Source organism: Natronorubrum marinum (genome assembly GCF_052040125.1).
Lineage (GTDB): Archaea > Halobacteriota > Halobacteria > Halobacteriales > Natrialbaceae > Natronorubrum.
In genome coordinates, this window is record NZ_JBPPFV010000002.1 from 174,293 (window position 1) to 193,451 (window position 19,159).

Genomic DNA, 19,159 nt, shown 5'->3' on the forward strand with positions numbered 1-19,159 from the left:
GTTTGCCATCTCGGGATTCCGTCAAAACACGTTCGAAGAAACTACGCGGATTCAGCAGCGGTCGTCCGCAACTCCGTCGCGCGCGAACGAGCCTGCTCGATGACCGCAGGACGAGCCTCGAAGGAGACGACGACGTCCTCGTCGCCGTAGGTGACGTCATCGACGTTCGCGTTGTCGTGGATCCACGACACCACGCTCATCGTCTCGTCGGTCATCGGCAGGAGGAGTCGTTCTTCTTCCCACTCGGGGAGTTCGCGGTCGATTCGCTCGAGCAGTTCCTCGACGTTCGTCCCCTCCATGCCGCTGACGGTGACCGGGTTCGGCGCGAGCGACGAGAGGGCCTCGCGTTTCTCCGCGAGTTCCTCGTCGTCGATCGTGTCGATCTTGTTCAACACCGTGACGATCGGCGCCTCGTTGCGCTCGTAGAGGGTGTCGTGGCAGGTGACGAGTTTCTCGTGGATCTCGTCAATTGGTTCGCTGACGTCGACGACGAGCAAGACCAGATCGGCCCGGTAGACGGAATCGAGCGTCGACTTGAACGATTCGACGAGCCAGTGAGGCAGGTCGCTGATGAACCCGACAGTGTCGGTTACCAGGACGTCCCGCGGCTCGATGGACGCCCGACGAGTCGTCGTTCCGAGCGTCGTGAACAGCTTGTCCTGGGATTCGGCCGTCGCGTCGAGGTCGGGGTGGAGTCCCTCGTTCTCCTCGACGGTGAGATCGTCGGCCAGCTGTCGCAACAGCGTCGACTTGCCGGCGTTCGTGTAGCCCGCCAGCGCGACCAGATCGAACCCAGAGTCTCGGCGGCGCTCCCGCCGTTGCTCCTCGGTTCGCTCGATCTGCTCGAGTTCGTCGTTGATCCGGCTGATCTGGGCTTTGATGTCCCGTTCGCGGCTCTCGTCGTACTCGCCCAGGCCCATGAAGCCGGGGTGTTCGTCGCGTTTGGCGAGGCTCGTCTTGGCCTCGGCGCGGGGCAGTTCGTACCGGAGTTCGGCCAGTTCGACCTGGAGCTGTGCCTTGCGCGTCTGGGCGCGCTGGCCGAAGATCTCGAGGATCAGGGTGAACCGATCGATGACTTCGACGCCGTCGGGAAGCAGCTGTCCGAGGTTGTACGTCTGGTAGGGTCCGAGCCGGTTGTCGAAGATGACCGTCGTCGCTTCCGTGGCGACGGCGACCTCGGCCAACTCCTCGGCTTTTCCCTCGCCGAGTTGGAGGGCCGCGTCGGCCCGCCGCGACTGGGTGACCTCTCCGACGACGGTGTACCCTGCCGCCGCGGCGAGGTCGCGAATTTCACTCGTGTCGGGCGTTCCGGAGTCGACGCGTTTGGCGATGATGGCGTTCATGCGGGTGGCAAAATGCGGGTGGCGTTCGGGGATCGGTGCTCGCGTCCTCGCGCGAGGCCGTACTCGTCGACCCGGCGAACCGTCGCTCGCGCGCACTGCTCGCGCCGACGCTGCAGGCGACGCGACGGGTGTCCGACCACACTACGGATGCCGGTCGAACACCTCCATTGGCTGGACGATACTCATAGCTACCCGTACGCGTCCGATCGTCTTGAATCCCGTGCACGATGCCGTCTTGCGGTTCGCTCGTAGTTCCACGACCGACCGCTCGTACTGGTAGCAGTTCGGCGGTCGAACCGCTGACCACACTCCACATATCAGGAAAGCAGAAACTCAGACAACCACAACAGTAATCGTACCGGACTCGAATACGAACCCGTGATGCTAGACGTCGATCTGACGACGCTCGGTCTCGAGTTCGGGGGTGGGGCGGTTATCGGGGCGGTACTGGGATTCGCGACGAAGCAGGTCGCAAAATTGCTGGCAATCGTCATCGGCGTTCAGTTGATGGCCTTTCGATACCTCGAGTCACAGGAGATCGTAACCGTCGACTGGAGCCGTCTCACGGCTGGCCTCCTCGAGACGCAGGAACACGCACAGAACGAGATTCACTGGCTCGAGTCGGTGCTCTCGATGGTCTCGGTCGGCGCGGGCTTTACCAGCGGCTTCCTGGTGGGCTACCACCGCGGTTAGGAACTGACTGGGAGCGTACCCGTTTCGCTCTACCGCGTCTTCAGATCGTCCTTGTCCTTGATGATCTCCGTCTCCGCGTTCCCGCTCGAGTGTTCGTTAACGACGTTGTAGAACTCGTTTTGCAACCCCGCGGGGAACGTGATGACGCCGATCCAGGAGCCGTCGGGCTGCCACTCCTCGCGCTCTAAGTCGCCGAACTGGCGGACCTGCGCCTGCGCGCTGCCGGCGTACTCGGCGGGAATCTGGGCCGCGATCGTTACCTCCTCGAATCGAATCGGAATCACCGGCCGCAGTGCGTCCAGTGCGTCGTCGACCTGCTGTTGAACCGGTTCCATCGGATCGACGGTGAAGCCGGCCTCCTCGAGCGCGTTCTCGATGCGCTCGGGTGGGTGGGGTGCGTTGTCCATCTGCGGGTTGACCGCGTTCCGCGTGATGGTGTCGATCAGCTGTCTGCGCTTTTGTTCTTGCATCTCGCGGCGCTGGTCGGCCGTGATCTGAATCTCCCCTTGCTTGATTACTTCCGGGATGATCTCGAGCGGGTCCGTCGTCTCGAAGACCTTCTCGAGATCATCCTCGGCGGGGCGGTCGCCGCGCGAGGCGTCCTCGAAGACGTCTTCGGCGGCGATGACCTCCTCTAGATCGCCGTCGAACTCGTCGCGTTTGATCGAAAGCGCCGCGTCCGGGTCTACGAGCACTTCGAAGCGCGCCCCGTGTGACTCGAGTCGCGCCGTCACCGCCTCGTCGAGCGATATCATACCAGGGAGTACCCCCGGCCGCCTAAAAGAGCTTTTCCTGACGGCATCCGCCGCGACCGTCCGGCGTCGCGCGGGCCGTTCGGTACGAAACCGCGAGGAGTGCCGCCGTCTCGATTACTACTCTTCGGGTTCGTCGTCCTCACCGTCGTCGAGGAGGCCGTTCTCCTCGAGGTGGGTCTCGATCTTGTCGTGGTCGAACTGCTCGAAGGATTCGCTCTCGACGTCAATCGTTGCGAGACCGACTTCGTTGGGCAGCAGCGAGCCCTCGTTGACCGACGCGAGCGCGTCGAGCGCGAGCGCGATGCCGCCGTCGAGGTCGGCTTCCTCGTCGTAGTTCTCCTCTAAGTATTCCTGCAGTTCGCCGCGGTCGGAGCCGACGGCCAGGGCCTTCCACTCGTATGGGGTCCCCGACGGATCGGTCTCGAACAGGCGCGGTTCGCCGTTGTCGATGCCGCCGACGATCAGCGCGACGCCGAACGGGCGAGCGCCGCCGACCTGCGTGTACTGCTGGATGTGGTCGGTGACCTCCTTGGTCAGCGTCTCGACGCCGATCGGCTCGCCGTAGCGCAGCTGGTTGACCTGCGTCTGGCGGCGGGCGAAGTCGATCAGTTGGCGCGCGTCGGCCACGTGGCCGGCGCTCGCGATGCCGACGTGGTTGTCGGCCTTGTGAATCTTCTCGACGCTCGAGTCCTCGAGCAGCGGGGAGGGGACTCGCTTGTCGACGGCGAGGACGACGCCGTCTTTCGTTCGGACGCCGATGCTCGCTGTTCCTCGTTTGACCGCCTCGCGGGCGTACTCGACTTGGTAGAGTCGGCCGTCCGGCGAGAAGATCGTGATACCTCGGTCGTATGCCTGCTGTTGTTGTTGTCCCTGCATAGTCTCACACTAAATCGTAATCGAGGTCTGTCGCGCCCGTAAACGTCTCATCGAGTCGCACGTCTGCCTCGCATTCCCGCAGGACGGCGACTCGCTCCTCGTTCCCGAACACGACGTTTCTCTCTTCCGAATCTTGCCGGCGTTTACCTAAATAGTTTTCTTCAGCGGCACGGATCGTGCCACTGATACCGCGGACCCGAATTCCGACCGCAGCGCCGTCGATACCGTCGATACAGGCGACGGCCGCGCGAGCCGGCTCCGTCTGGCCACGGCGGACCCGAACGATCGCTTCGCCGATTCCGTCGTCGAACGCGAACCTGACGACCGTCATATCCGCGCGAGCGCTGCCCGGATCGCCCAGCAGGTTCTGGGCCGCGTACCAGCACTCGCGCTGGAACGCCCGCCGATCGAGAGCGGCGTCGGGCCAGCTTTCGATCTCGACGGCGAGATACCGCCAGCGCGGCTGGAGGTGTTTCGGGAGGTGTTTCATTCGCCCGTGTTGGTCTCGTCGTCCGCGTCATCGCCGGTGACGCCGTCGGCCTCGGCCGGCGTCCGCTCGGCGACCAGGACGCCGACCTGGTCGTGGACGCGTTCGACCGCGGTCAGCGAGAAGCCCGCGTCGGTGAAGGCGTCCGCGAGGGTGCCGACGGTCGCCGGATCGTCGACCTCGGGCGAGTAGAACGGCTCCTCGGGATCGGGTTCGCCGAAGAACATCACGTCCCCGAGGACGAATTTTCGGGGCTCGAGGGCCGCGATGACGTCGATCGCCTCGCGCTTTTCCGTGTCCGAGAGGTGGTGGAGCGCGAAGTTCGAGGTGACCACGTCCACGTCGTCGTCGTAGTCGGGCTCGCGGAACGTGCCGCGGCCGAACTCGAGGTTCTCGAGCCCTTCGGACTCGGCTTTCGCCTCGGCTTCGGTCATCATCCCCTCGCTGATGTCCCGGCCGACGACGCGCTTCGCACCGGGTGCGAGCGCGAGCGCGATGGCACCCGTTCCGGTGCCCAGATCGAGGACGATGTCGTCCGCCTCGGGGGCGGCGTGTTCGATCACGAGGTTCGCACAGGCCCGATACTCGTCGGAGTTCGAGTCGTCGTACTCGCCGGCTAGCTCGTCGAATCGAGCGGCGTGATCCTCAAGGCTCTTTTTCATATCTCCCCCGTTCGACCCCCGGCTCAATGAACGACTCGGACTGCACGTGTCGGTTGCGCTCGGCGAGTCGGCCCCACTCCGCGAGCCCGTCCTCGATAAACTCGCTCGAGAACCCCAGTTGCTCCCCCACGGCGATCAGTTCGCGAGGAGCGCGCAACTCGAGGTGCGAGGCGGGGTCCGCGCTCACGACGTACGGCGCGTCGTAGTAGTCGACGATCTCCTCGAGCTTTCGCAGCGACTGGATCTCCCTGACTCGACGACCCCCGCTCTTGCGGAGGACTCCCGAGAGGGAGAACTCGAGGCGAACGCCGTTCTCAACGGCGGCTTTCACGAGGACGTGGTTGACGTCGCCGCGGTCGGCCATCGGATGGGCGAGCACGTCGACTTTGTCGTTCTCGACCGCGAACCGATTCATGTCGTTCGTCCCGCCGTGCAGCGCGACGATGGTCTGGTCGGTGCGGTAGTTTCCGACGGAGCCACCGGCCTCCTGCGGGCTGTCGGCCCGGATCTCGACGCCCTCGACGACGTCGATGTCGTACTCCTCGCGGATCGCCGCAGCGTCGTACTCGGCCCTCGAGTCGTGGTGGTTGCGGACGACCACGCCCTCGAAGCCGTAGTCGGCCGCCGTCTTGGCGAGTCTGGCGACCGTGCTGTCTCCGTCGGGACGGGCGTGGACGGCCTCGTACATACTCGGGTCGTCTCGCGGCGGCGACTTGGGGTTTGCGCCATGCACCGAACAAAAATTCGTGGCCGGGAACACGCTCGCCGGAACCCGGCGAGCGTGCGACCCGGGGGAGGGCAGGCCGCCACCCGATGCTCACCGCGAGCGAACCCGAAGGGTGAGTGAGCGGGCCGACGATTGATGTGAACGAGCGAGGGTGCGACGCGAAGCGTCGCTATCGAGCGAGAGAACGGAAGGAGGAGTGCTTTTTATAAACATTTTACCGAGTGACGACGGACTGTGCGACAGCTACGCTGTCGTCAGTCCGTCAGAACGTAGAGTAAAATGTTTTAGTTGAGAATCGACTGCGCGACTGTCGCGAGCTGGCCGTTGTCGGCCTCGTTGAGTCGGTCGTCGCCGATCTTGAGGCGGAGTCGCGGGCGGCCGACGTCGATCGGGACCTTCTCGGTGTCGATGAGACCCATGTCCTCGAGTTTGGTCTTCGTTCGGCTGAAGGTCGCCTTGGAGGCGATACCGACGTCCTCGCCCCATTTGCTGATGTCGTAGAGGAGCGCTTCGTTCTTGGCCGCGACGAGCAGCGAAATTGTCACTTCGTCGAGTCCGTCACCGTCGCCGCGGGCGGTCTCGAGCGAGTTGAGGATCGCCGTGAAGTCCTCCTCAGCGTCGGGGCTGATCTCGTCGGCGAGCGTCTCGCGAACGGCCGTGATCGGCGGCGTTCGGAGGTTGAACTGGGAGGCGTCCGCCCAGCGGTCCGCGTAGGTGTCGAAGGTGTCCTCGACGAAGCTGTCGTCGTCGGTGACGAGGCCGCCGACGCGGTCGCCGGCGTGGACGACGGCAATAACGCGCTCGTCGGTGACGAGCAGCGAGTTTTCGGGGGCCTCCTCGAGCGTTCGCAGGGCGAGTGCGTCCTGGCTGATGAGGTCGGCGGCGTTCGAGGCGACGATGAAGTCGTCCATAACGTCTTTCAGCGTCCGTTCGTCGGCGAGCATGTGTACCGTCGGCAGGTCGCCATCGAACGCGATCGCGACTGAAACGAACTCTTCGATCGCATCCGCGGATGGATTGACCATGTACACGTCGCCTGACGCGTCCTCGAGGATGGAGTCGAGGATATCGTCAATCTGGTGGTTGAGTAAATTCGAGGTCATGTCTATACAGAAGTAATCGTCTGCAAAGCACTTAATTTTGTTGGCCGATTCGCCGCTACAACTTGAACTCTGCCGATGTTTGCGGTAGGATTTGTCGATTCTTCCATCGAATTTTCAGTGTGCTTTCAAGATACAATGACGGTCGTGTAACACGATTGTGGCGGAGTCGTGCAATGTGCGACCGTCTCGGTCGACTATGCAGTTCATGTTCGGTTCGATGCTGGCCCCGAAAAAACAGTCATCGTGGCATCCGGATTAGGGACCGCTGTACGTACTGACTCGATTGAGAATGGTAAAATCTCCACCCAGTGATGCCATGACTGAACCTGTTTCGTACAGTGCGGTACTGACCTCGAGTATAAGCATCGGTTCCATACGGTACCATAGTGCACGGCATTCTATTTAACTATACGGTATCAGTTAAAAATAGATGCCCACCGCAAATTGATTAACAGTGCTACCGAGTAACGGTCGAAAAGGGCCGGTCGCCGACGCAGAGGATTCGATTGGTCACCGCGAAACTATCGACGCCCTCGCCAGCCACGGATGAAGACTCCGTTTCCCCGTACACACGCGACAGGGTCACGGCTCGCGGAAACGTTCTCGGGTACGGCGATAAATTGAGCGCGAGCGTGCCAGTTACCGATCCACTATGTATATCATCGTGTCGGCCAAAGGTGAGTACATGCGTGACGCGTACACCTGTTCTCGAGACGTGACGGTCGACGCCGTTGAGCAGTCGTCGCAGGCGACGACGCGGCCGGAGCGGCTGCAGGCGAAACGGGTCACAACCTACAGCGGACCATAATCAGCGGTCGAACCGGGCAGCGAGTTCTTTCGACCAGTAGAGATCGCCGTCGTAGATGACCGACGCATCGGTTTCGCGGAGTAAGGAGTGGACGCCGGACTCGGAGAGCGTGAAGTTCGACGTCCCGCCGCAGAGATACGCGTACTCGTTATCCTCGGTGTGGGGGAAGTAGTACGACCCCATCACTCGCGTCGAGTAGCAGTCGAACGTGGCTAAATACTGGTCGCCCTCGGATTCGAGTTCTTCGAGCGTGATGGTGATCGGTAACTGGTGTTCGCCCTGCCCGAGCGAGTGGGTCCCGTCGCCCACGACGGCGTAGTCTTTCCCCATCATGATACGTCGGCGTGCAAGCCCCATCGCGCGCTCGATACTAAATCCGTGGACGAGGAGTTTGGCGAACGTCGACCCGACCTTGATCGCGTGATCGTTCAACACCTTCGTGAACGTAACCGCGCCGGCGACGCTTCCCTTCTCGATCAGTCCCATCCCCTCGTAGTAGGAGCCACACGCGTTAAGGAAGAACGTCTGGGCGTTACACCGACCCAGGCTGTCGGTCGAGAGGTAGCCGTCCGGACAGCGCAGTCCGTCGGTCTCGCAGTGCCCGATGTAGTGGACGAAGTCGTGGTCGTCCTCGAAGACGCGGGCGAGGTCGGCCGTCGTCAACGACTCCTCGACGGTCACGTCCATCGTCAGCTCCTCCGAGCGCTGGCGGTAGATTCTGGCGACATCGTCGTGCTCGCCGGCCATCTCCGGATCGTTCAGGACGACACAGATCGAGGTTGAATCGCTCGAGCGCTCGATGAAGTCGAGTCGGTTGTGGTAGGCGTTCAGCGTCGTTTTGAAGACGTCGATGGGAACACCGTCCGCCAGCCAGCCGTGGACCCGGCCGTTTCGAAGTTCGGGTTTGACGATATCCACCGACGCGACTTTGCCGGCGCTCGCCCTGTCGAGTACGGCGGTTCCGGGTCCGGAGTCTCGACTGCCGCCGCGGTAGAAGTCCTCCAGCGAGCGTTCGACCAGCTCTCGCCCCTCGAGTTCGGAGGTTCGGGGGGTGTAGATCATGCTCAGGCGATCGAGCAGGAAAGGGAGCGATTCGATGCTCTCGTAGCGTGGCGAGACGTACGTCGAAAGATGCCAGTCGGGGAGTCGGTGCTCGATCGCCGTGTAGGGGACGTCGAGGTAGGTCGCGAGTCGCTCCTGTGGGCTCGCCTCGTACAGTTCGTCGGCGTCGAGTCCGAGCACCTCGAGGACGCTCAGCTCCGCCAGATCGGTTCCGTACGGGCCGGCGTTGCGCACGAGACAATCGAGGAAGAACACCTTTCGAAGCAGTCGCTCGACGTCGCGTTCGAGCTCGGGCATCGGCGAGAGGCTCGTTTCGACGGCGAACTCGGGAACGCGGAGTGTCGGCCGAACGGGGGTGGTCCCGCGGTGGTCGCTAGTCCGGACGGTCGCCTGAAGGTAGTAGGCAAGCGGGGCGGTCACGAACAGCGACTCGTACTCCGGCGGCACGACCAGTTCGATGCCCGACTCGGAGAAGTCGTCGCGAATACAGTCGGGAATCTCGAGGGCGTCGCCATGCTCGAGAAGCGACGGATGTCCGCGAAGCGTCGGGTAGGTCCGGTCCGGTCCGTCCGTTTTGTGCGAGGCCGCGAGGTGGGTGATCCCCGCCGCGAGTCCGTCTGGCGTGTCCGGGACGGTGATCGTCCCCGCGGGAAGTTCGTGGTGGCTCCGAAAGCCGACGATGACGCGGACCCGGTCCGGAAACGTGACGACGGTCTCCTCGAAGCCGTCGGTCTTTTCGATGGTCGCCGCGCCGGAAAACCGGAGGTAGGTCTTGATCTCCGTATCGATGTCGACGACGTACTCGCCGGGCGGGAGCGAGAGCGGCGAGCCGTCGGGGTCGAGTTCGTGTTGCTCGTCCGAGCCGAGCGAGAACGCGTAGGCGACGGCGTGGGGGAATCGGAGTTCGTTCGTCGTCACGACCGCGGTCTCGTCGACCGGGCGCTGGATGTCCGGGCCGGGACCATCGACGACGAGTTCGCCACCCTGGACCGACAACTCGGTGTTGTCGGCATCCGTGACGCGGAGCGTCTCGTCGTCCATCGTCCACTCTATCATTCGGTACGCTGAATGTTTCTCCGGTAAGTTAGTTGTATCGGGTGGGGGAACGAACGGGGGATAGATCGGTCGTCACTCGCTCGTGAACATCAGTCCGTTTGGGAGTTACGGAGAGTTCCCGAGCGGTCCCTCGTCCCCGTTCGAGACGCGCGAGTAGTGGCTCCACTTGCCGAAGACGGGTACACTTATGCGGACGCCAGACCGCACATCGAACATGGACCACGAGCACGTTCGGGACGTCGATCCCGCCGTCGCCGATGCACTCGAGGGAGAGGTAGATCGCCAGCGGAACTCGCTGCAGATGATCGCCAGCGAGAACCACGTCAGCGAGGCCGTCATCGACGCCCAGGGGAGTGCGCTGACGAACAAGTACGCCGAGGGTTACCCCGGATCCCGGTACTACGGCGGCTGCGAGTACGCCGACGAGATCGAACAGCTCGCGATTGACCGCGCCCAGGACCTGTTCGGTGCCGAGCACATCAACGTCCAACCCCACTCGGGCACGCAGGCGAATCAGGCCGTCTACTTCGCGATGCTCGAGCCGGGCGACAAGATCCTCTCGCTGGATCTGACCCACGGCGGTCACCTGAGCCACGGCCACCCGGCGAACTTCGTCGGCCAGTTCTACGAGGTCGAACAGTACGAGGTCGACCCGGACACCGGCTACCTCGACTACGAGGGCCTGGCCGAACAGGCCGACGAGTTCGAACCCGACATCATCGTCTCGGGCTACTCCGCGTACCCGCGCGAAGTCGAGTGGGAGCGCATCCAGGAGGCCGCCGACAGCGTCGGCGCGCTCCACCTCGCCGACATCGCCCACATCACGGGGCTCGTCGCCGCCGGCGTCCACGACTCGCCGGTGGGAACCGCCGACTTCGTCACCGGTTCGACGCACAAGACCATCCGCGCCGGCCGCGGCGGCATCGTCATGTGCGACGAGGAGTACGCCGACGACGTTGACTCGGCGGTGTTCCCCGGCGGACAGGGCGGCCCCCTCATGCACAACGTCGCCGGCAAGGCCGTCGGCTTCAAGGAGGCGCTCGAGCCCGAATTCTTGGAGTACGCCGAGCAGACGATCGCGAACGCGAAGGCGCTCGGCGAGAGCCTCGTGGACAACGGTTTCTCGCTGGTTTCGGACGGGACGGACAACCATCTCGTGCTCGTCGACCTCCGCGAGAGCCACCCCGACACGAGCGGCGGCGACGCCGAAGAGGCCTTAGAGGACGCCGGCATCGTCCTCAACGGGAACACGGTTCCCGGCGAGACGCGCTCGGCGTTCGATCCGTCGGGCATCCGCGCCGGTACGCCCGCGCTGACGACCCGCGGCTTCGACGAGGACGACTGCCGTCAAGTCGGCGATCTGATCGCCCGCGTGATCGACGCGCCGGAAGACGAGTCGGTCATCGACGAGGTCCGCGAGGACGTCCAGTCGCTGTGTGATGCGAACCCGCTGTACGAATAGAAACTCGCGATAGAGGCCATCAGTCGCTTGAAGTCGGCTTTTAATTCTCCGGTCCGCGAACGACCACTCGTGGGATCTCGATCGCCCGCACCGCGACGGGAGTGAGACATTGACGGCCTGGTGAGACGTAGTCGACCCAGTATTACCGCTTCTCGAGTATCGTTCGCCACTGGGTCTCTCCGCGCTTGGTCGCGACGACCTCCCACGGCGTTCCGATCGTCGCTTCCCGGAGTCGGTCGACGCTGAACACGCGAAAGAGCAGCGTTCGCCCGACATCGCCCTCGTACTCGCAGTGGTACACTCGATGGGCGAGCCCGGGTGCCGGATCGTCTCGGTAGCCGAAGACATCGTTCGCAGCGTCGCCCCTGGGGACGTAGTTGTCGAGAACCGCCGTCCCGCCGGGCGTCGTCACGTACGCGAGATCCTCGAGAAACGCACGAACGCCGTCCATCGAGCCCGCCAGCCCGACCTGCGTCCCGATCGAGTGGGCCGATCGGAACCGATCGCGGTCGAACTGGTCGCGGAGCGAAAACATGTCCGCCTGACGGGCGTCGTTCACGCCGCGATCCTGCATCGTCTCGACGAGATGGTCGCTGACATCGATCGCGACGGTCTCGAATCGCTCTTGGTAGTAGAGGGCGTCTCTCCCCGCACCGGCTCCCAGATCCAGCAACGGGCCGTTCAGCCATCGATCCCGCCACGCGCAGTCGTCGTGTTCTCCGAAGTACCAGTCCTCGATGGCGTGCTCCCGAACGGCGTCGCCGTCGCGGTCGAGGAGCGGTGCCTCCCGGACACCGAAGTGGTGGTCGCGGATCGCACGACCGAACGGATCAGTCGATGTCACAACGTGTGACACACGCCCGACTGTCATAAATATGCAATGAAATCCGGTACCGATCCACACCGTATTCGGACACGTCTGGGACCGGAACTCGAGGCCGGGGACGATCACGTCGTCACCGCCGAGTGCGACACCGACGAGTAAGCGGTCTCGGAATCGGGTACGTCAAACCGAAGCTCACAGCGGAGCAAACGGCGCTCGAGAGATCGCCGGTCAGTCGTCGCTGTCCGTATCGCCGCCGCCGATCGACTCGTGTTTGTGCAGCAACGCCATCTTGTCGCGGAGGTCCTCCCCGTCCTTGTCGTACGTGCGGACGCGGTAGACGTACAGCAGCGAGACCAGTGCGATCCAACCGAACTGAACCCCGAGCGCGCTCGGTGCACCCAGTGCGACGAACACCATGAAGATCGCCGAGACGATGACGTTCCCCACGGCGACGACCTTCAGTAGCGGCATCGGGAGCTTGTAGAACGAGTACTCGTACCGGTCCGGGAAGATCTTCGGGAGGTTCCACAGGGCGACGCCGCTGATCATGAAGCTAATGAAGATCCCGGTGACGGTGATCGTCACGAGCCAGTCGAGTACGTCGACCGCGAGTATCCCACCGAGGGGACCGGTCAGTGGTGCGACCAGCAGCGGCGGCACCGCGAGCAACATCAGCGCGCGATTCGGCGTGCCGAACCGGTCGTCGATTCCCGCGAAGAAGTTGGGGATAACGTCGTCTCGAGCCGCGCGCATGATCGTTCGCGAGTAGGACGTGTACAGCGTGTTCGTCGTCGTCGCGGCGGCGACAAGTGCGCCGAACGCGACGAACGCGATCGCCCAGCCGGGCATGATCCCTTCCGCGACGGCTGCGAGGCCGCCTTCGACGGCTTCGCCGTCGTCGCCGACGATCTCCTGCCACGGCACCGCACCGATCAGCGCCACGATGATGCCGATCGTCAGAACGGCGACGAGCGTCATCCCGACCGCGAGCACGCGCGGGATGTTCTTCGCCGGATTCTCGAGTTCCTCGCCGATCTCGATGATCATCGCGAATCCCTGGAACGGGATGTACAGGGTGACGGCGGCGAGGAAGAACGGCGCGTAGCCGTCGGCGAAGGGCTCACCCTCGCCCGACGGGAACAGCGGCTCGAAGTTCGAGGCGTCGAACGAGGTGAATCCGCCGGCGATGAACGTGAGCATCGCGGCCATCAACAGACAGACGAGGACGATCTGGACGTTCGCAGCGAGCCGAACGCCGACGTAGTTGAACACCAGAAACGCTCCAAGCAGAAGGTAGACAGACGCCAGCGTCGGCAAGTCGGCGAAGACGGGGACGTACTCGGCGAAGCCGAGCGCCGCGAACAGGAGGTACGCCCAGACGGACATGACCGGCACCGCGACCCCCAAGAAACCCCAGTACGGCCCGACGAGCCGCGAGGCGTAGACGTACGCCCCGCCGGCGACCGGAATCGCGCCCCCGAGTTGTAACAGCAATAGGATGCCCAACACCATCGGAATGATGGATAGCAAAATCGCGACGATGATGCTCGGCCCGGCAACGACCGCCATCTGCGTCGGCACGATGAAAATGCTCATCCCCACCGCCGTCCCGATGAGCAGTGCAACCGCGGCAATCGGTCCAACCTTCTCGTTGATCAGCTTGAAGTCGTCTCTCGACATCGATAGTCTGTCAGAGTATGACACCCAGGGGATCTTTAAAATACTTATTCTTGCGAAAATACGCTTACCATTTCTGTCCAAACAGCCGCTTGAACGAACCGCTGTTATCTCGTGTGGCGTTTATAACTATTTGCGTTCAAGGAATGTATGGTTCCAGAGAGGAAACCGGAAGGCGGTGTCCCAGTCGCCGACTACAGGGACCGTCGGCGACACCGGCCCCGTACGAACTCAACCGCCTTGGCCCGCCACACGGTCTCTCCATCCACAACTGGGCTTCGAGGAGCCGTTGGCTGACCGGTTCACGTAGGTTTTTGTAGACGTGTCATGTCAGCAACTCTCATGGGAACTGATGGAGCGACGGCGATGTATCGAACCAGGACCGACGCCCTCACGACCGAGCGCGGCGACGGGCGGCCGGTCGTCTTCGCTCACGGAACGTTGATGGATCGAACGATGTTCCGACCGCAACTCGAGGCGCTCGCTCCCGACTACCGAGCAGTCGCCTACGATTTGCGCGCGCGGACGGATCGGTACGCGCCGGGATACGACCTCGGCGATCTTGTCGCGGACTGCGACGCACTGCTCGACGGAATTGGGGAAGAGAGCGCCGTCATCGGCGGGATGTCCATGGGTGGATTCATGGCGCTGCGGTTCGCGCTCGCCTATCCCGAGCGAGTCGACGGACTGATCCTGATCGATTCGATGGCCTCACCGCACGAGGCCGAAGAACGGGAGACCTACGGCCAACTCGTCGACCCACTCGAGGGCTCGACCGATTCCACCCCGCGGTCGCTGGCGGAGGGGGTCACCGGCTATCTCTTCGGCGAGACGACCCGCGAGGAGAACCCAGCACTCGTCGAGGAGTGGGTCGATCGCTGGGCGACCTACCCCGGCGCGGCGGTCTATAACGAACTGCACTCCTGGCTCGACCGGCCCGACGTCACGGACCGACTCTCGGAGATCGATGTGCCCGTCCTCATCGTCCACGGCGAGGAGGATCCCTCGATCGACCCCTCGCGAGCCGAACCGATGCTCGAGGAGCTTCCGGACGCCAGGATGGAACGGATTCCGGCGGCCGGTCACACGTCGAACCTCGAGCGCCCCGAGCCGGTCAACGAGGCGATTCGAGAGTTCCTCGAGGAACGGTTCTGACGGCATAACTATACACATGCGTGCATATTTGGCGCGTGTTAATTCTAATTCTGAGCACGAACCCGAGGGTTAATGAGCCTCGCGGTCGCCCAGTCGAACAATGACGGAGATCATCGACGGCAACGCGGTCGCGAGCCAGATTCGTGACGATCTGACGGACGCAATCGAGACGCTCGCCGACGCGGGCGCGCGACCGGGGCTAGCGACCGTTCTGATGGGCGACGACCCCGCCAGCCAGACCTACGTGAACATGAAACAGCGCGACTGCGAGGAGGTCGGCATCGAGAGCATTCACGTCGATGTCGACGGAGACGCGCCGCCAGAGGAACTGTACGAAACGATCGCCGATCTCAACGACGATCCGGATGTCCACGGCTACATCGTCCAGGCGCCCGTCCCGGATCACGTCGACTACCGCGAGGTCATCCGCCGCGTCGATCCCGCGAAGGACGTCGACGGCTTCCACCCCGAGAACGTCGGCCGCGTCGTTGCGGGCGACGCTCGATTCCGGCCCTGTACGCCCCACGGCGTACAGAAGCTGCTCGAGAGCGCCGGCGTCGAGACCGAAGGGAAGGACGTGACGATCGTCGGCCGTTCGGATATCGTCGGCAAGCCGCTGGCGAACCTGTTGATTCAGAAGGCCGACGACGGCAACGCGACGGTGACGGTCTGTCACTCCCGGACCGAGAACCTCGCCGAGAAGACGCGCGGTGCGGACGTCGTCGTCGCCGCTGCCGGGGTTCCCGAACTGATCGACGGCTCGATGATCGGCGAGGGCAGCGTCGTGATCGACGTCGGCGTCAACCGCGTCGATGCCGATAACGAAAAGGGGTACGAACTCGTCGGCGACGTCGAGTTCGAGAGCGCGAAAGAACAGGCCAGCGCGATCACGCCGGTTCCCGGCGGCGTCGGCCCCATGACGCGTGCGATGTTACTCTATAATACGGTCGAGGCGGCGAGCCAGCAGACGGACATCGACGTCGAGTTGCCCTGAGACACGGTCTATTCGACTCGGCTTCTCTTACCCGTGTCGAGTTCGCCGCACCCCTTCTTCGATCGCTTGCCGAAGTTCGTGTGGCCGTTCCGATCCGAGAAAGATCGCCGGGCCGTTCCTCCGGTGTATGTCGACGCCGTCGCTCGCGTTCGGTCGATACTCCCAGCCCCATCGCGTCCGCCGGAGCCCGTACTGATAGGCGCGACGCTCGCTCCGTCGGACGTTCTCGATCTCCTCGAACGAAACGTAGCGTTCCGACCAGTGGAACGGGCGAAACCGGAAGTACACACCGTCGTCGCGGACCGTCGTTCGGAGCGTCGATCGAAGGATCAGCGGAATCGGTCCCAGGACGGCCACCACGGTCACGACGACGAGCCCAGCCCCCCGAAGCGTCGGCCCCCCTGCCTCGAGGACCGCGACGAGGGCGACCACGAGCGCCGGTATCGAGAGCACGACCAGCGCCGGTCCGAGCCAGGAGGGGAGCGACTGGTGCTCTTCGAACGTCGGTTCCGTTCCGGTCGGTCCGCGCTCGGTCCTCACGCCGATCACCTAGCTTCCATCGAACTCGAGTCCCGTCAGTCGGTCCTGTGCCTGCGAGAACGCCACCTCGTCGCCGCGCAGTCCGTTCGCGAGGTCGCGAGTCGCCTCGACCAGGCGGTCGGCCGTCCGAGGGTCGACGTCGCCATCGAGCATCCGTACGCGGGTGACATGTTCGCCGAGGGTCTCGAGAGCGGTACGCTCGGCCGTCGTCAGCTCGCGGTCCGCGATCCAGGTTCGAACGTCGCGCCGGTACTCGCGGACGGCGTTCGCGTACGCGAGCCCGCGGGCCGCGCGGAGGGACGTGGGGATCTCCGCTGCGGGCGGACGTTCGCCAACGTCGGATCGAGGCTCCGACGAGGATCGCCTCGCGTCACTCGACTCACCGCCGTCCGCGTCGCGAAGCAACGAAAGGAAGTAGAGCTCCTCGCGTTCCTCGAGACGCATATCACGGGCCACGATATCGGCGACGTGGAGCAGTTCGCCGGCAGCCAGGTAGCTGTCGTCGAGGTCCCGAAGCTCGCCGGCGGTAATGAATCCGCGCCGGCGGATATACTCGCGACACGCCTCGCGGGCGCGATCCGCGAGGTCGTCGTTCGAGACCTCGTCGATGGCGTTGCGGACCGCCGTGAGGTCGAACGCCACCGGCATATCGGTGTGTTCGGTTCGGTCGTCGACGCCGACGCTGCGGAGGCTGCCACAGCCCGGACAGCCGACGCTGCCCGTCTCGTAGTACGACCAGCGGGTTCCACACTCCGTACACTCTCGCTCACCCCGTATTTTCATACGTGACCGTACGGATAGGACACCAAAAACCACACCGGAGTCGAGCGCTCGGGCCCGCTGCGCTCTGGCCTGCGTCCGCGGGTTCGAGTCGAGCGTCTCTCTCGAGGGCACTACGGCTCTCTGGCGAACAATCCGGCCGCGGAGATGCCGCCGATTCCGATCGCGAGCCAGTACGTACTGAGCCGATAGATGAGCGCGACGGTCAGGGCGGCGGCTGGCTCGAGCGAGCCGAGCGTGGTGAGTCCGGCCGTCACGACCGCTTCGACACCGCCGGTCCCGCCGGGAGAGGGGACGACCGATCCCAGCTTCCCGAGCGCGACGACGATAGCGACGACGGGAAGGGTGAGCTGATAGCCCAGCGCGATCGCGCCGATGTACACCGGGAGCATCAGGAATGCCATGCCGAGGTGGGCGTAGACGGACGCGATTACGAGGGTCCGTTTGTCCGCCGTTATCGTCTCGACCGTCGTATAGAACCCGTCTAGTCGCGACCGAACGGCACCGGCGGAGAGCTGTTGATCGAATCGGTCGGTAAATTGGCTGACGATACGGCGACCGACGCCGGCGATTCCGAGGACGAGCCTGTAGACGACGATCGGTCGACGGACGGCGACGAATACGACCGAGGCGACGACGACGAACAAGGCACCGAACGCAGCGAGTTGGGTGCTCATTCCGGTCCCGATCGCGCCGCCGGTGGCGATCATCCCCAGCGCCAGAAAGCCGAACGTGTAGTAGGGAACGTAGTTCAGCAGATCGGCGGAGATGACGCTCGCGAGTCCGTCCTCGTAGGCCATCTCACCGTCGCGCGAGATCAGGTAGGCGACGAACGGCTCCGTCGCGAGCTGGCCGTACGGCGTCGCGTACTTGACGAACATCGCCGTCAGAAAGACCCCGGCGATCCGGCTGCGGGGCATCGTGTCGTCCACCAGCGAGACGAACCGCTCCCAGACCAGGCCGCGAAAGGTCAGTGCGAGCAGTCCGGAGAGCAGTCCGAGACCCAGCAACCGGAGATTGGCCGTCGACAGTTCGGCGACGATGTCCTGACTGCCGACGGCGCGAACGAGGAGGGCGAGGAGGGCAACGGCGAACACGAAACCGAGGGCGATCCGGCGCTTCACGATCCGAACATTGCACTGAAACTACAACTATGTTATGAATGAGTCGGCGCTCGTAATTTAGCCCTCGCCGGCAGTCTCGACGGCGCTCCACGGCCGAGCGCCTCGCGAACGGTGTCTCCCGACCGACGATTTCACCGGTCCAACCGGAGTTACCCGCCGAACGGTTCTCGGTCGATGACGGTCACACGTTCTGTGGTTACGTTCAACACGTCATTAACGGACGGCAGTTGCAGGCCGCACTGAAACCAACGGAAAGGTCCTATCCAGAGATATGTCCGATTCAGAACTGAACCGACGCAAGTTCGTCGCCGCAGCAGGTACCGCAAGTGCACTCGTCCTCGCCGGCTGTGCCGACGAGGGTCCCGGTGACGATAACGAAAGCGAAAACGGTAACGAAGCCGAAGAAGATCCGGGGACAGAAGAAAACGGAGCGGAAGAGAACGAGACGGAGGACAACGAGACCGAGGACGAAGGTGAAGACGGCGAGACGTACACACTGACCGTTACCGTCGAAGATGACAGCGGGGAACCCGTTGAGGGCGCGACCGTCGAACTCGACGAAGCCGACGGCGGCATGATGGACGACGACGAGAACGGTCTCGCGGACGACGACAACGAAACCGACGACAACGAAACCGACGACAACGAAACCGACGACAACGAGACGGAAACCGGTTCATCCATTCAGGACAACGAGACCGACGACAACGAAACCGACGGCAACGAAACCGACGACAACGAGACCGAAGAGAACGGCCTCGCCGACGACGGGGGAGAGGACTTCCCGCGCGAAGAGGAGACCGACGAGGACGGAGAAGTCGAATTCGACGAACTCGAAGACGGCGAGTACACCGTTATGGCCGAATCCGACGGTGAAGAGGCCGAGGACGAAGTCGAAATCGACGGCGACGACGAGGAACTCACGCTGACCCTCGGCGAGGACGGCGGGAACGGCCTCGCGGACGACGACAACGAGACCGACGACAACGAATCCGACGACAACGAGTCCGACGACGGGCTCTAATCGGT

At 63.6% G+C, this 19,159-nt stretch carries 19 protein-coding genes; 6 read left to right on the forward strand and 13 right to left on the reverse strand.

Going from position 1 to position 19,159, the window contains the following annotated elements; genetic code table 11:
* Nucleotides 1-41: 41 nt before the first annotated feature.
* Entirely contained in the window at nucleotides 42-1,343 is a 1,302-nt protein-coding gene (hflX, locus tag ACSFC5_RS10525; RefSeq protein WP_440765203.1) for a GTPase HflX, read from the reverse strand.
* A 381-nt stretch (nucleotides 1,344-1,724) separates the two neighbouring features.
* Between hflX and ACSFC5_RS10530 the strand changes: the two genes are divergently transcribed.
* Nucleotides 1,725-2,036 carry an FUN14 domain-containing protein gene (locus ACSFC5_RS10530; RefSeq protein WP_440765204.1) on the forward strand — a complete coding sequence of 104 codons (312 nt, stop codon included), beginning with the start codon at nucleotides 1,725-1,727 and terminating at the stop codon, nucleotides 2,034-2,036.
* A 29-nt stretch (nucleotides 2,037-2,065) separates the two neighbouring features.
* Here ACSFC5_RS10530 and ACSFC5_RS10535 read toward each other — a convergent pair whose 3' ends face one another.
* From ACSFC5_RS10535 to tbsP, 6 genes are all read right to left on the reverse strand, one after another.
* On the reverse strand, nucleotides 2,066-2,791 hold the full coding sequence (locus tag ACSFC5_RS10535) for a ribosome assembly factor SBDS (protein ID WP_440765205.1): 726 nt from the start codon (nucleotides 2,789-2,791) through the stop codon (nucleotides 2,066-2,068).
* Nucleotides 2,792-2,908: 117 nt separating this feature from the next.
* Nucleotides 2,909-3,667: an archaeal proteasome endopeptidase complex subunit alpha gene (psmA, locus tag ACSFC5_RS10540; RefSeq protein ID WP_440765206.1), complete on the reverse strand. Its 759-nt coding sequence runs from the start codon at nucleotides 3,665-3,667 to the stop codon at nucleotides 2,909-2,911.
* Between the two features lie 4 nt (nucleotides 3,668-3,671).
* On the reverse strand, nucleotides 3,672-4,157 hold the full coding sequence (locus ACSFC5_RS10545) for an Rpp14/Pop5 family protein (RefSeq protein WP_440765207.1): 486 nt from the start codon (nucleotides 4,155-4,157) through the stop codon (nucleotides 3,672-3,674).
* Nucleotides 4,154-4,816, reverse strand: coding sequence for a class I SAM-dependent methyltransferase (locus tag ACSFC5_RS10550; RefSeq protein ID WP_440765208.1), 663 nt, complete (start codon nucleotides 4,814-4,816; stop codon nucleotides 4,154-4,156). The genes ACSFC5_RS10545 and ACSFC5_RS10550 overlap by 4 nt, the downstream gene beginning before the upstream one ends.
* On the reverse strand, nucleotides 4,800-5,504 hold the full coding sequence (locus ACSFC5_RS10555; protein WP_440765209.1) for an RNase P subunit p30 family protein: 705 nt from the start codon (nucleotides 5,502-5,504) through the stop codon (nucleotides 4,800-4,802). The genes ACSFC5_RS10550 and ACSFC5_RS10555 overlap by 17 nt, the downstream gene beginning before the upstream one ends.
* Before the next feature lie 323 nt (nucleotides 5,505-5,827).
* Complete coding sequence (gene tbsP, locus ACSFC5_RS10560; protein WP_440765210.1) at nucleotides 5,828-6,646, reverse strand: transcriptional regulator TbsP; 819 nt, start codon at nucleotides 6,644-6,646, stop codon at nucleotides 5,828-5,830.
* Nucleotides 6,647-7,331: 685 nt separating this feature from the next.
* Between tbsP and ACSFC5_RS10565 the strand changes: the two genes are divergently transcribed.
* Nucleotides 7,332-7,454, forward strand: a complete 123-nt coding sequence (locus ACSFC5_RS10565; RefSeq protein ID WP_440765211.1) for a hypothetical protein — start codon at nucleotides 7,332-7,334, stop codon at nucleotides 7,452-7,454.
* On the opposite strand, the gene ACSFC5_RS10570 is transcribed toward ACSFC5_RS10565, so the two are convergent.
* On the reverse strand, nucleotides 7,455-9,572 hold the full coding sequence (locus ACSFC5_RS10570; RefSeq protein WP_440765212.1) for a hypothetical protein: 2,118 nt from the start codon (nucleotides 9,570-9,572) through the stop codon (nucleotides 7,455-7,457).
* Between the two features lie 214 nt (nucleotides 9,573-9,786).
* Between ACSFC5_RS10570 and glyA the strand changes: the two genes are divergently transcribed.
* A complete protein-coding gene (glyA, locus tag ACSFC5_RS10575) occupies nucleotides 9,787-11,034 on the forward strand; it encodes a serine hydroxymethyltransferase (RefSeq protein ID WP_440765213.1) in 1,248 nt (415 codons plus the stop codon).
* A 142-nt stretch (nucleotides 11,035-11,176) separates the two neighbouring features.
* On the opposite strand, the gene ACSFC5_RS10580 is transcribed toward glyA, so the two are convergent.
* Nucleotides 11,177-11,878 carry a class I SAM-dependent methyltransferase gene (locus tag ACSFC5_RS10580; RefSeq protein WP_440765214.1) on the reverse strand — a complete coding sequence of 234 codons (702 nt, stop codon included), beginning with the start codon at nucleotides 11,876-11,878 and terminating at the stop codon, nucleotides 11,177-11,179.
* A gap of 210 nt (nucleotides 11,879-12,088) precedes the next feature.
* Complete coding sequence (locus ACSFC5_RS10585; protein WP_440765215.1) at nucleotides 12,089-13,540, reverse strand: APC family permease; 1,452 nt, start codon at nucleotides 13,538-13,540, stop codon at nucleotides 12,089-12,091.
* 339 nt (nucleotides 13,541-13,879) lie between these two features.
* On the opposite strand from ACSFC5_RS10585, the gene ACSFC5_RS10590 reads away from it, so the two are divergent.
* On the forward strand, nucleotides 13,880-14,692 hold the full coding sequence (locus ACSFC5_RS10590; RefSeq protein ID WP_440765216.1) for an alpha/beta fold hydrolase: 813 nt from the start codon (nucleotides 13,880-13,882) through the stop codon (nucleotides 14,690-14,692).
* A gap of 100 nt (nucleotides 14,693-14,792) precedes the next feature.
* Nucleotides 14,793-15,686, forward strand: coding sequence for a bifunctional methylenetetrahydrofolate dehydrogenase/methenyltetrahydrofolate cyclohydrolase (locus tag ACSFC5_RS10595; protein WP_440765217.1), 894 nt, complete (start codon nucleotides 14,793-14,795; stop codon nucleotides 15,684-15,686).
* A gap of 27 nt (nucleotides 15,687-15,713) precedes the next feature.
* Here the strand turns inward: ACSFC5_RS10595 and ACSFC5_RS10600 are convergent, their stop codons facing one another.
* The 3 genes from ACSFC5_RS10600 to ACSFC5_RS10610 all read right to left on the reverse strand — a co-directional run bounded on the left by ACSFC5_RS10600 (nucleotide 15,714) and on the right by ACSFC5_RS10610 (nucleotide 18,130).
* Complete coding sequence (locus tag ACSFC5_RS10600) at nucleotides 15,714-16,226, reverse strand: hypothetical protein (RefSeq protein ID WP_440765218.1); 513 nt, start codon at nucleotides 16,224-16,226, stop codon at nucleotides 15,714-15,716.
* A 9-nt stretch (nucleotides 16,227-16,235) separates the two neighbouring features.
* Complete coding sequence (locus tag ACSFC5_RS10605) at nucleotides 16,236-17,009, reverse strand: DUF7117 family protein (protein WP_440765219.1); 774 nt, start codon at nucleotides 17,007-17,009, stop codon at nucleotides 16,236-16,238.
* Nucleotides 17,010-17,119: 110 nt separating this feature from the next.
* Nucleotides 17,120-18,130: a lysylphosphatidylglycerol synthase transmembrane domain-containing protein gene (locus tag ACSFC5_RS10610; protein ID WP_440765220.1), complete on the reverse strand. Its 1,011-nt coding sequence runs from the start codon at nucleotides 18,128-18,130 to the stop codon at nucleotides 17,120-17,122.
* Between the two features lie 271 nt (nucleotides 18,131-18,401).
* Between ACSFC5_RS10610 and ACSFC5_RS10615 the strand changes: the two genes are divergently transcribed.
* A complete protein-coding gene (locus ACSFC5_RS10615; RefSeq protein ID WP_440765221.1) occupies nucleotides 18,402-19,154 on the forward strand; it encodes a hypothetical protein in 753 nt (250 codons plus the stop codon).
* The last annotated feature ends 5 nt before the right edge of the window (nucleotides 19,155-19,159 follow it).

Excerpts from the sequence above, each read along its gene's own strand:
- ACSFC5_RS10605 (WP_440765219.1), bottom strand. The coding sequence starts at position 17,009 with ATGAAAATACGGGGTGAGCGAGAGTGTACGGAGTGTGGAACCCGCTGG.
- ACSFC5_RS10570 (WP_440765212.1), bottom strand. The coding sequence starts at position 9,572 with ATGATAGAGTGGACGATGGACGACGAGACGCTCCGCGTCACGGATGCC.
- ACSFC5_RS10590 (WP_440765216.1), top strand. The coding sequence starts at position 13,880 with ATGGGAACTGATGGAGCGACGGCGATGTATCGAACCAGGACCGACGCC.
- ACSFC5_RS10535 (WP_440765205.1), bottom strand. The coding sequence starts at position 2,791 with ATGATATCGCTCGACGAGGCGGTGACGGCGCGACTCGAGTCACACGGG.
- psmA (WP_440765206.1), bottom strand. The coding sequence starts at position 3,667 with ATGCAGGGACAACAACAACAGCAGGCATACGACCGAGGTATCACGATC.
- ACSFC5_RS10555 (WP_440765209.1), bottom strand. The coding sequence starts at position 5,504 with ATGTACGAGGCCGTCCACGCCCGTCCCGACGGAGACAGCACGGTCGCC.
- ACSFC5_RS10615 (WP_440765221.1), top strand. The coding sequence starts at position 18,402 with ATGTCCGATTCAGAACTGAACCGACGCAAGTTCGTCGCCGCAGCAGGT.
- ACSFC5_RS10565 (WP_440765211.1), top strand. The coding sequence starts at position 7,332 with ATGCGTGACGCGTACACCTGTTCTCGAGACGTGACGGTCGACGCCGTT.
- ACSFC5_RS10530 (WP_440765204.1), top strand. The coding sequence starts at position 1,725 with ATGCTAGACGTCGATCTGACGACGCTCGGTCTCGAGTTCGGGGGTGGG.
- hflX (WP_440765203.1), bottom strand. The coding sequence starts at position 1,343 with ATGAACGCCATCATCGCCAAACGCGTCGACTCCGGAACGCCCGACACG.
- ACSFC5_RS10545 (WP_440765207.1), bottom strand. The coding sequence starts at position 4,157 with ATGAAACACCTCCCGAAACACCTCCAGCCGCGCTGGCGGTATCTCGCC.
- ACSFC5_RS10585 (WP_440765215.1), bottom strand. The coding sequence starts at position 13,540 with ATGTCGAGAGACGACTTCAAGCTGATCAACGAGAAGGTTGGACCGATT.
- ACSFC5_RS10550 (WP_440765208.1), bottom strand. The coding sequence starts at position 4,816 with ATGAAAAAGAGCCTTGAGGATCACGCCGCTCGATTCGACGAGCTAGCC.
- ACSFC5_RS10595 (WP_440765217.1), top strand. The coding sequence starts at position 14,793 with ATGACGGAGATCATCGACGGCAACGCGGTCGCGAGCCAGATTCGTGAC.
- tbsP (WP_440765210.1), bottom strand. The coding sequence starts at position 6,646 with ATGACCTCGAATTTACTCAACCACCAGATTGACGATATCCTCGACTCC.
- glyA (WP_440765213.1), top strand. The coding sequence starts at position 9,787 with ATGGACCACGAGCACGTTCGGGACGTCGATCCCGCCGTCGCCGATGCA.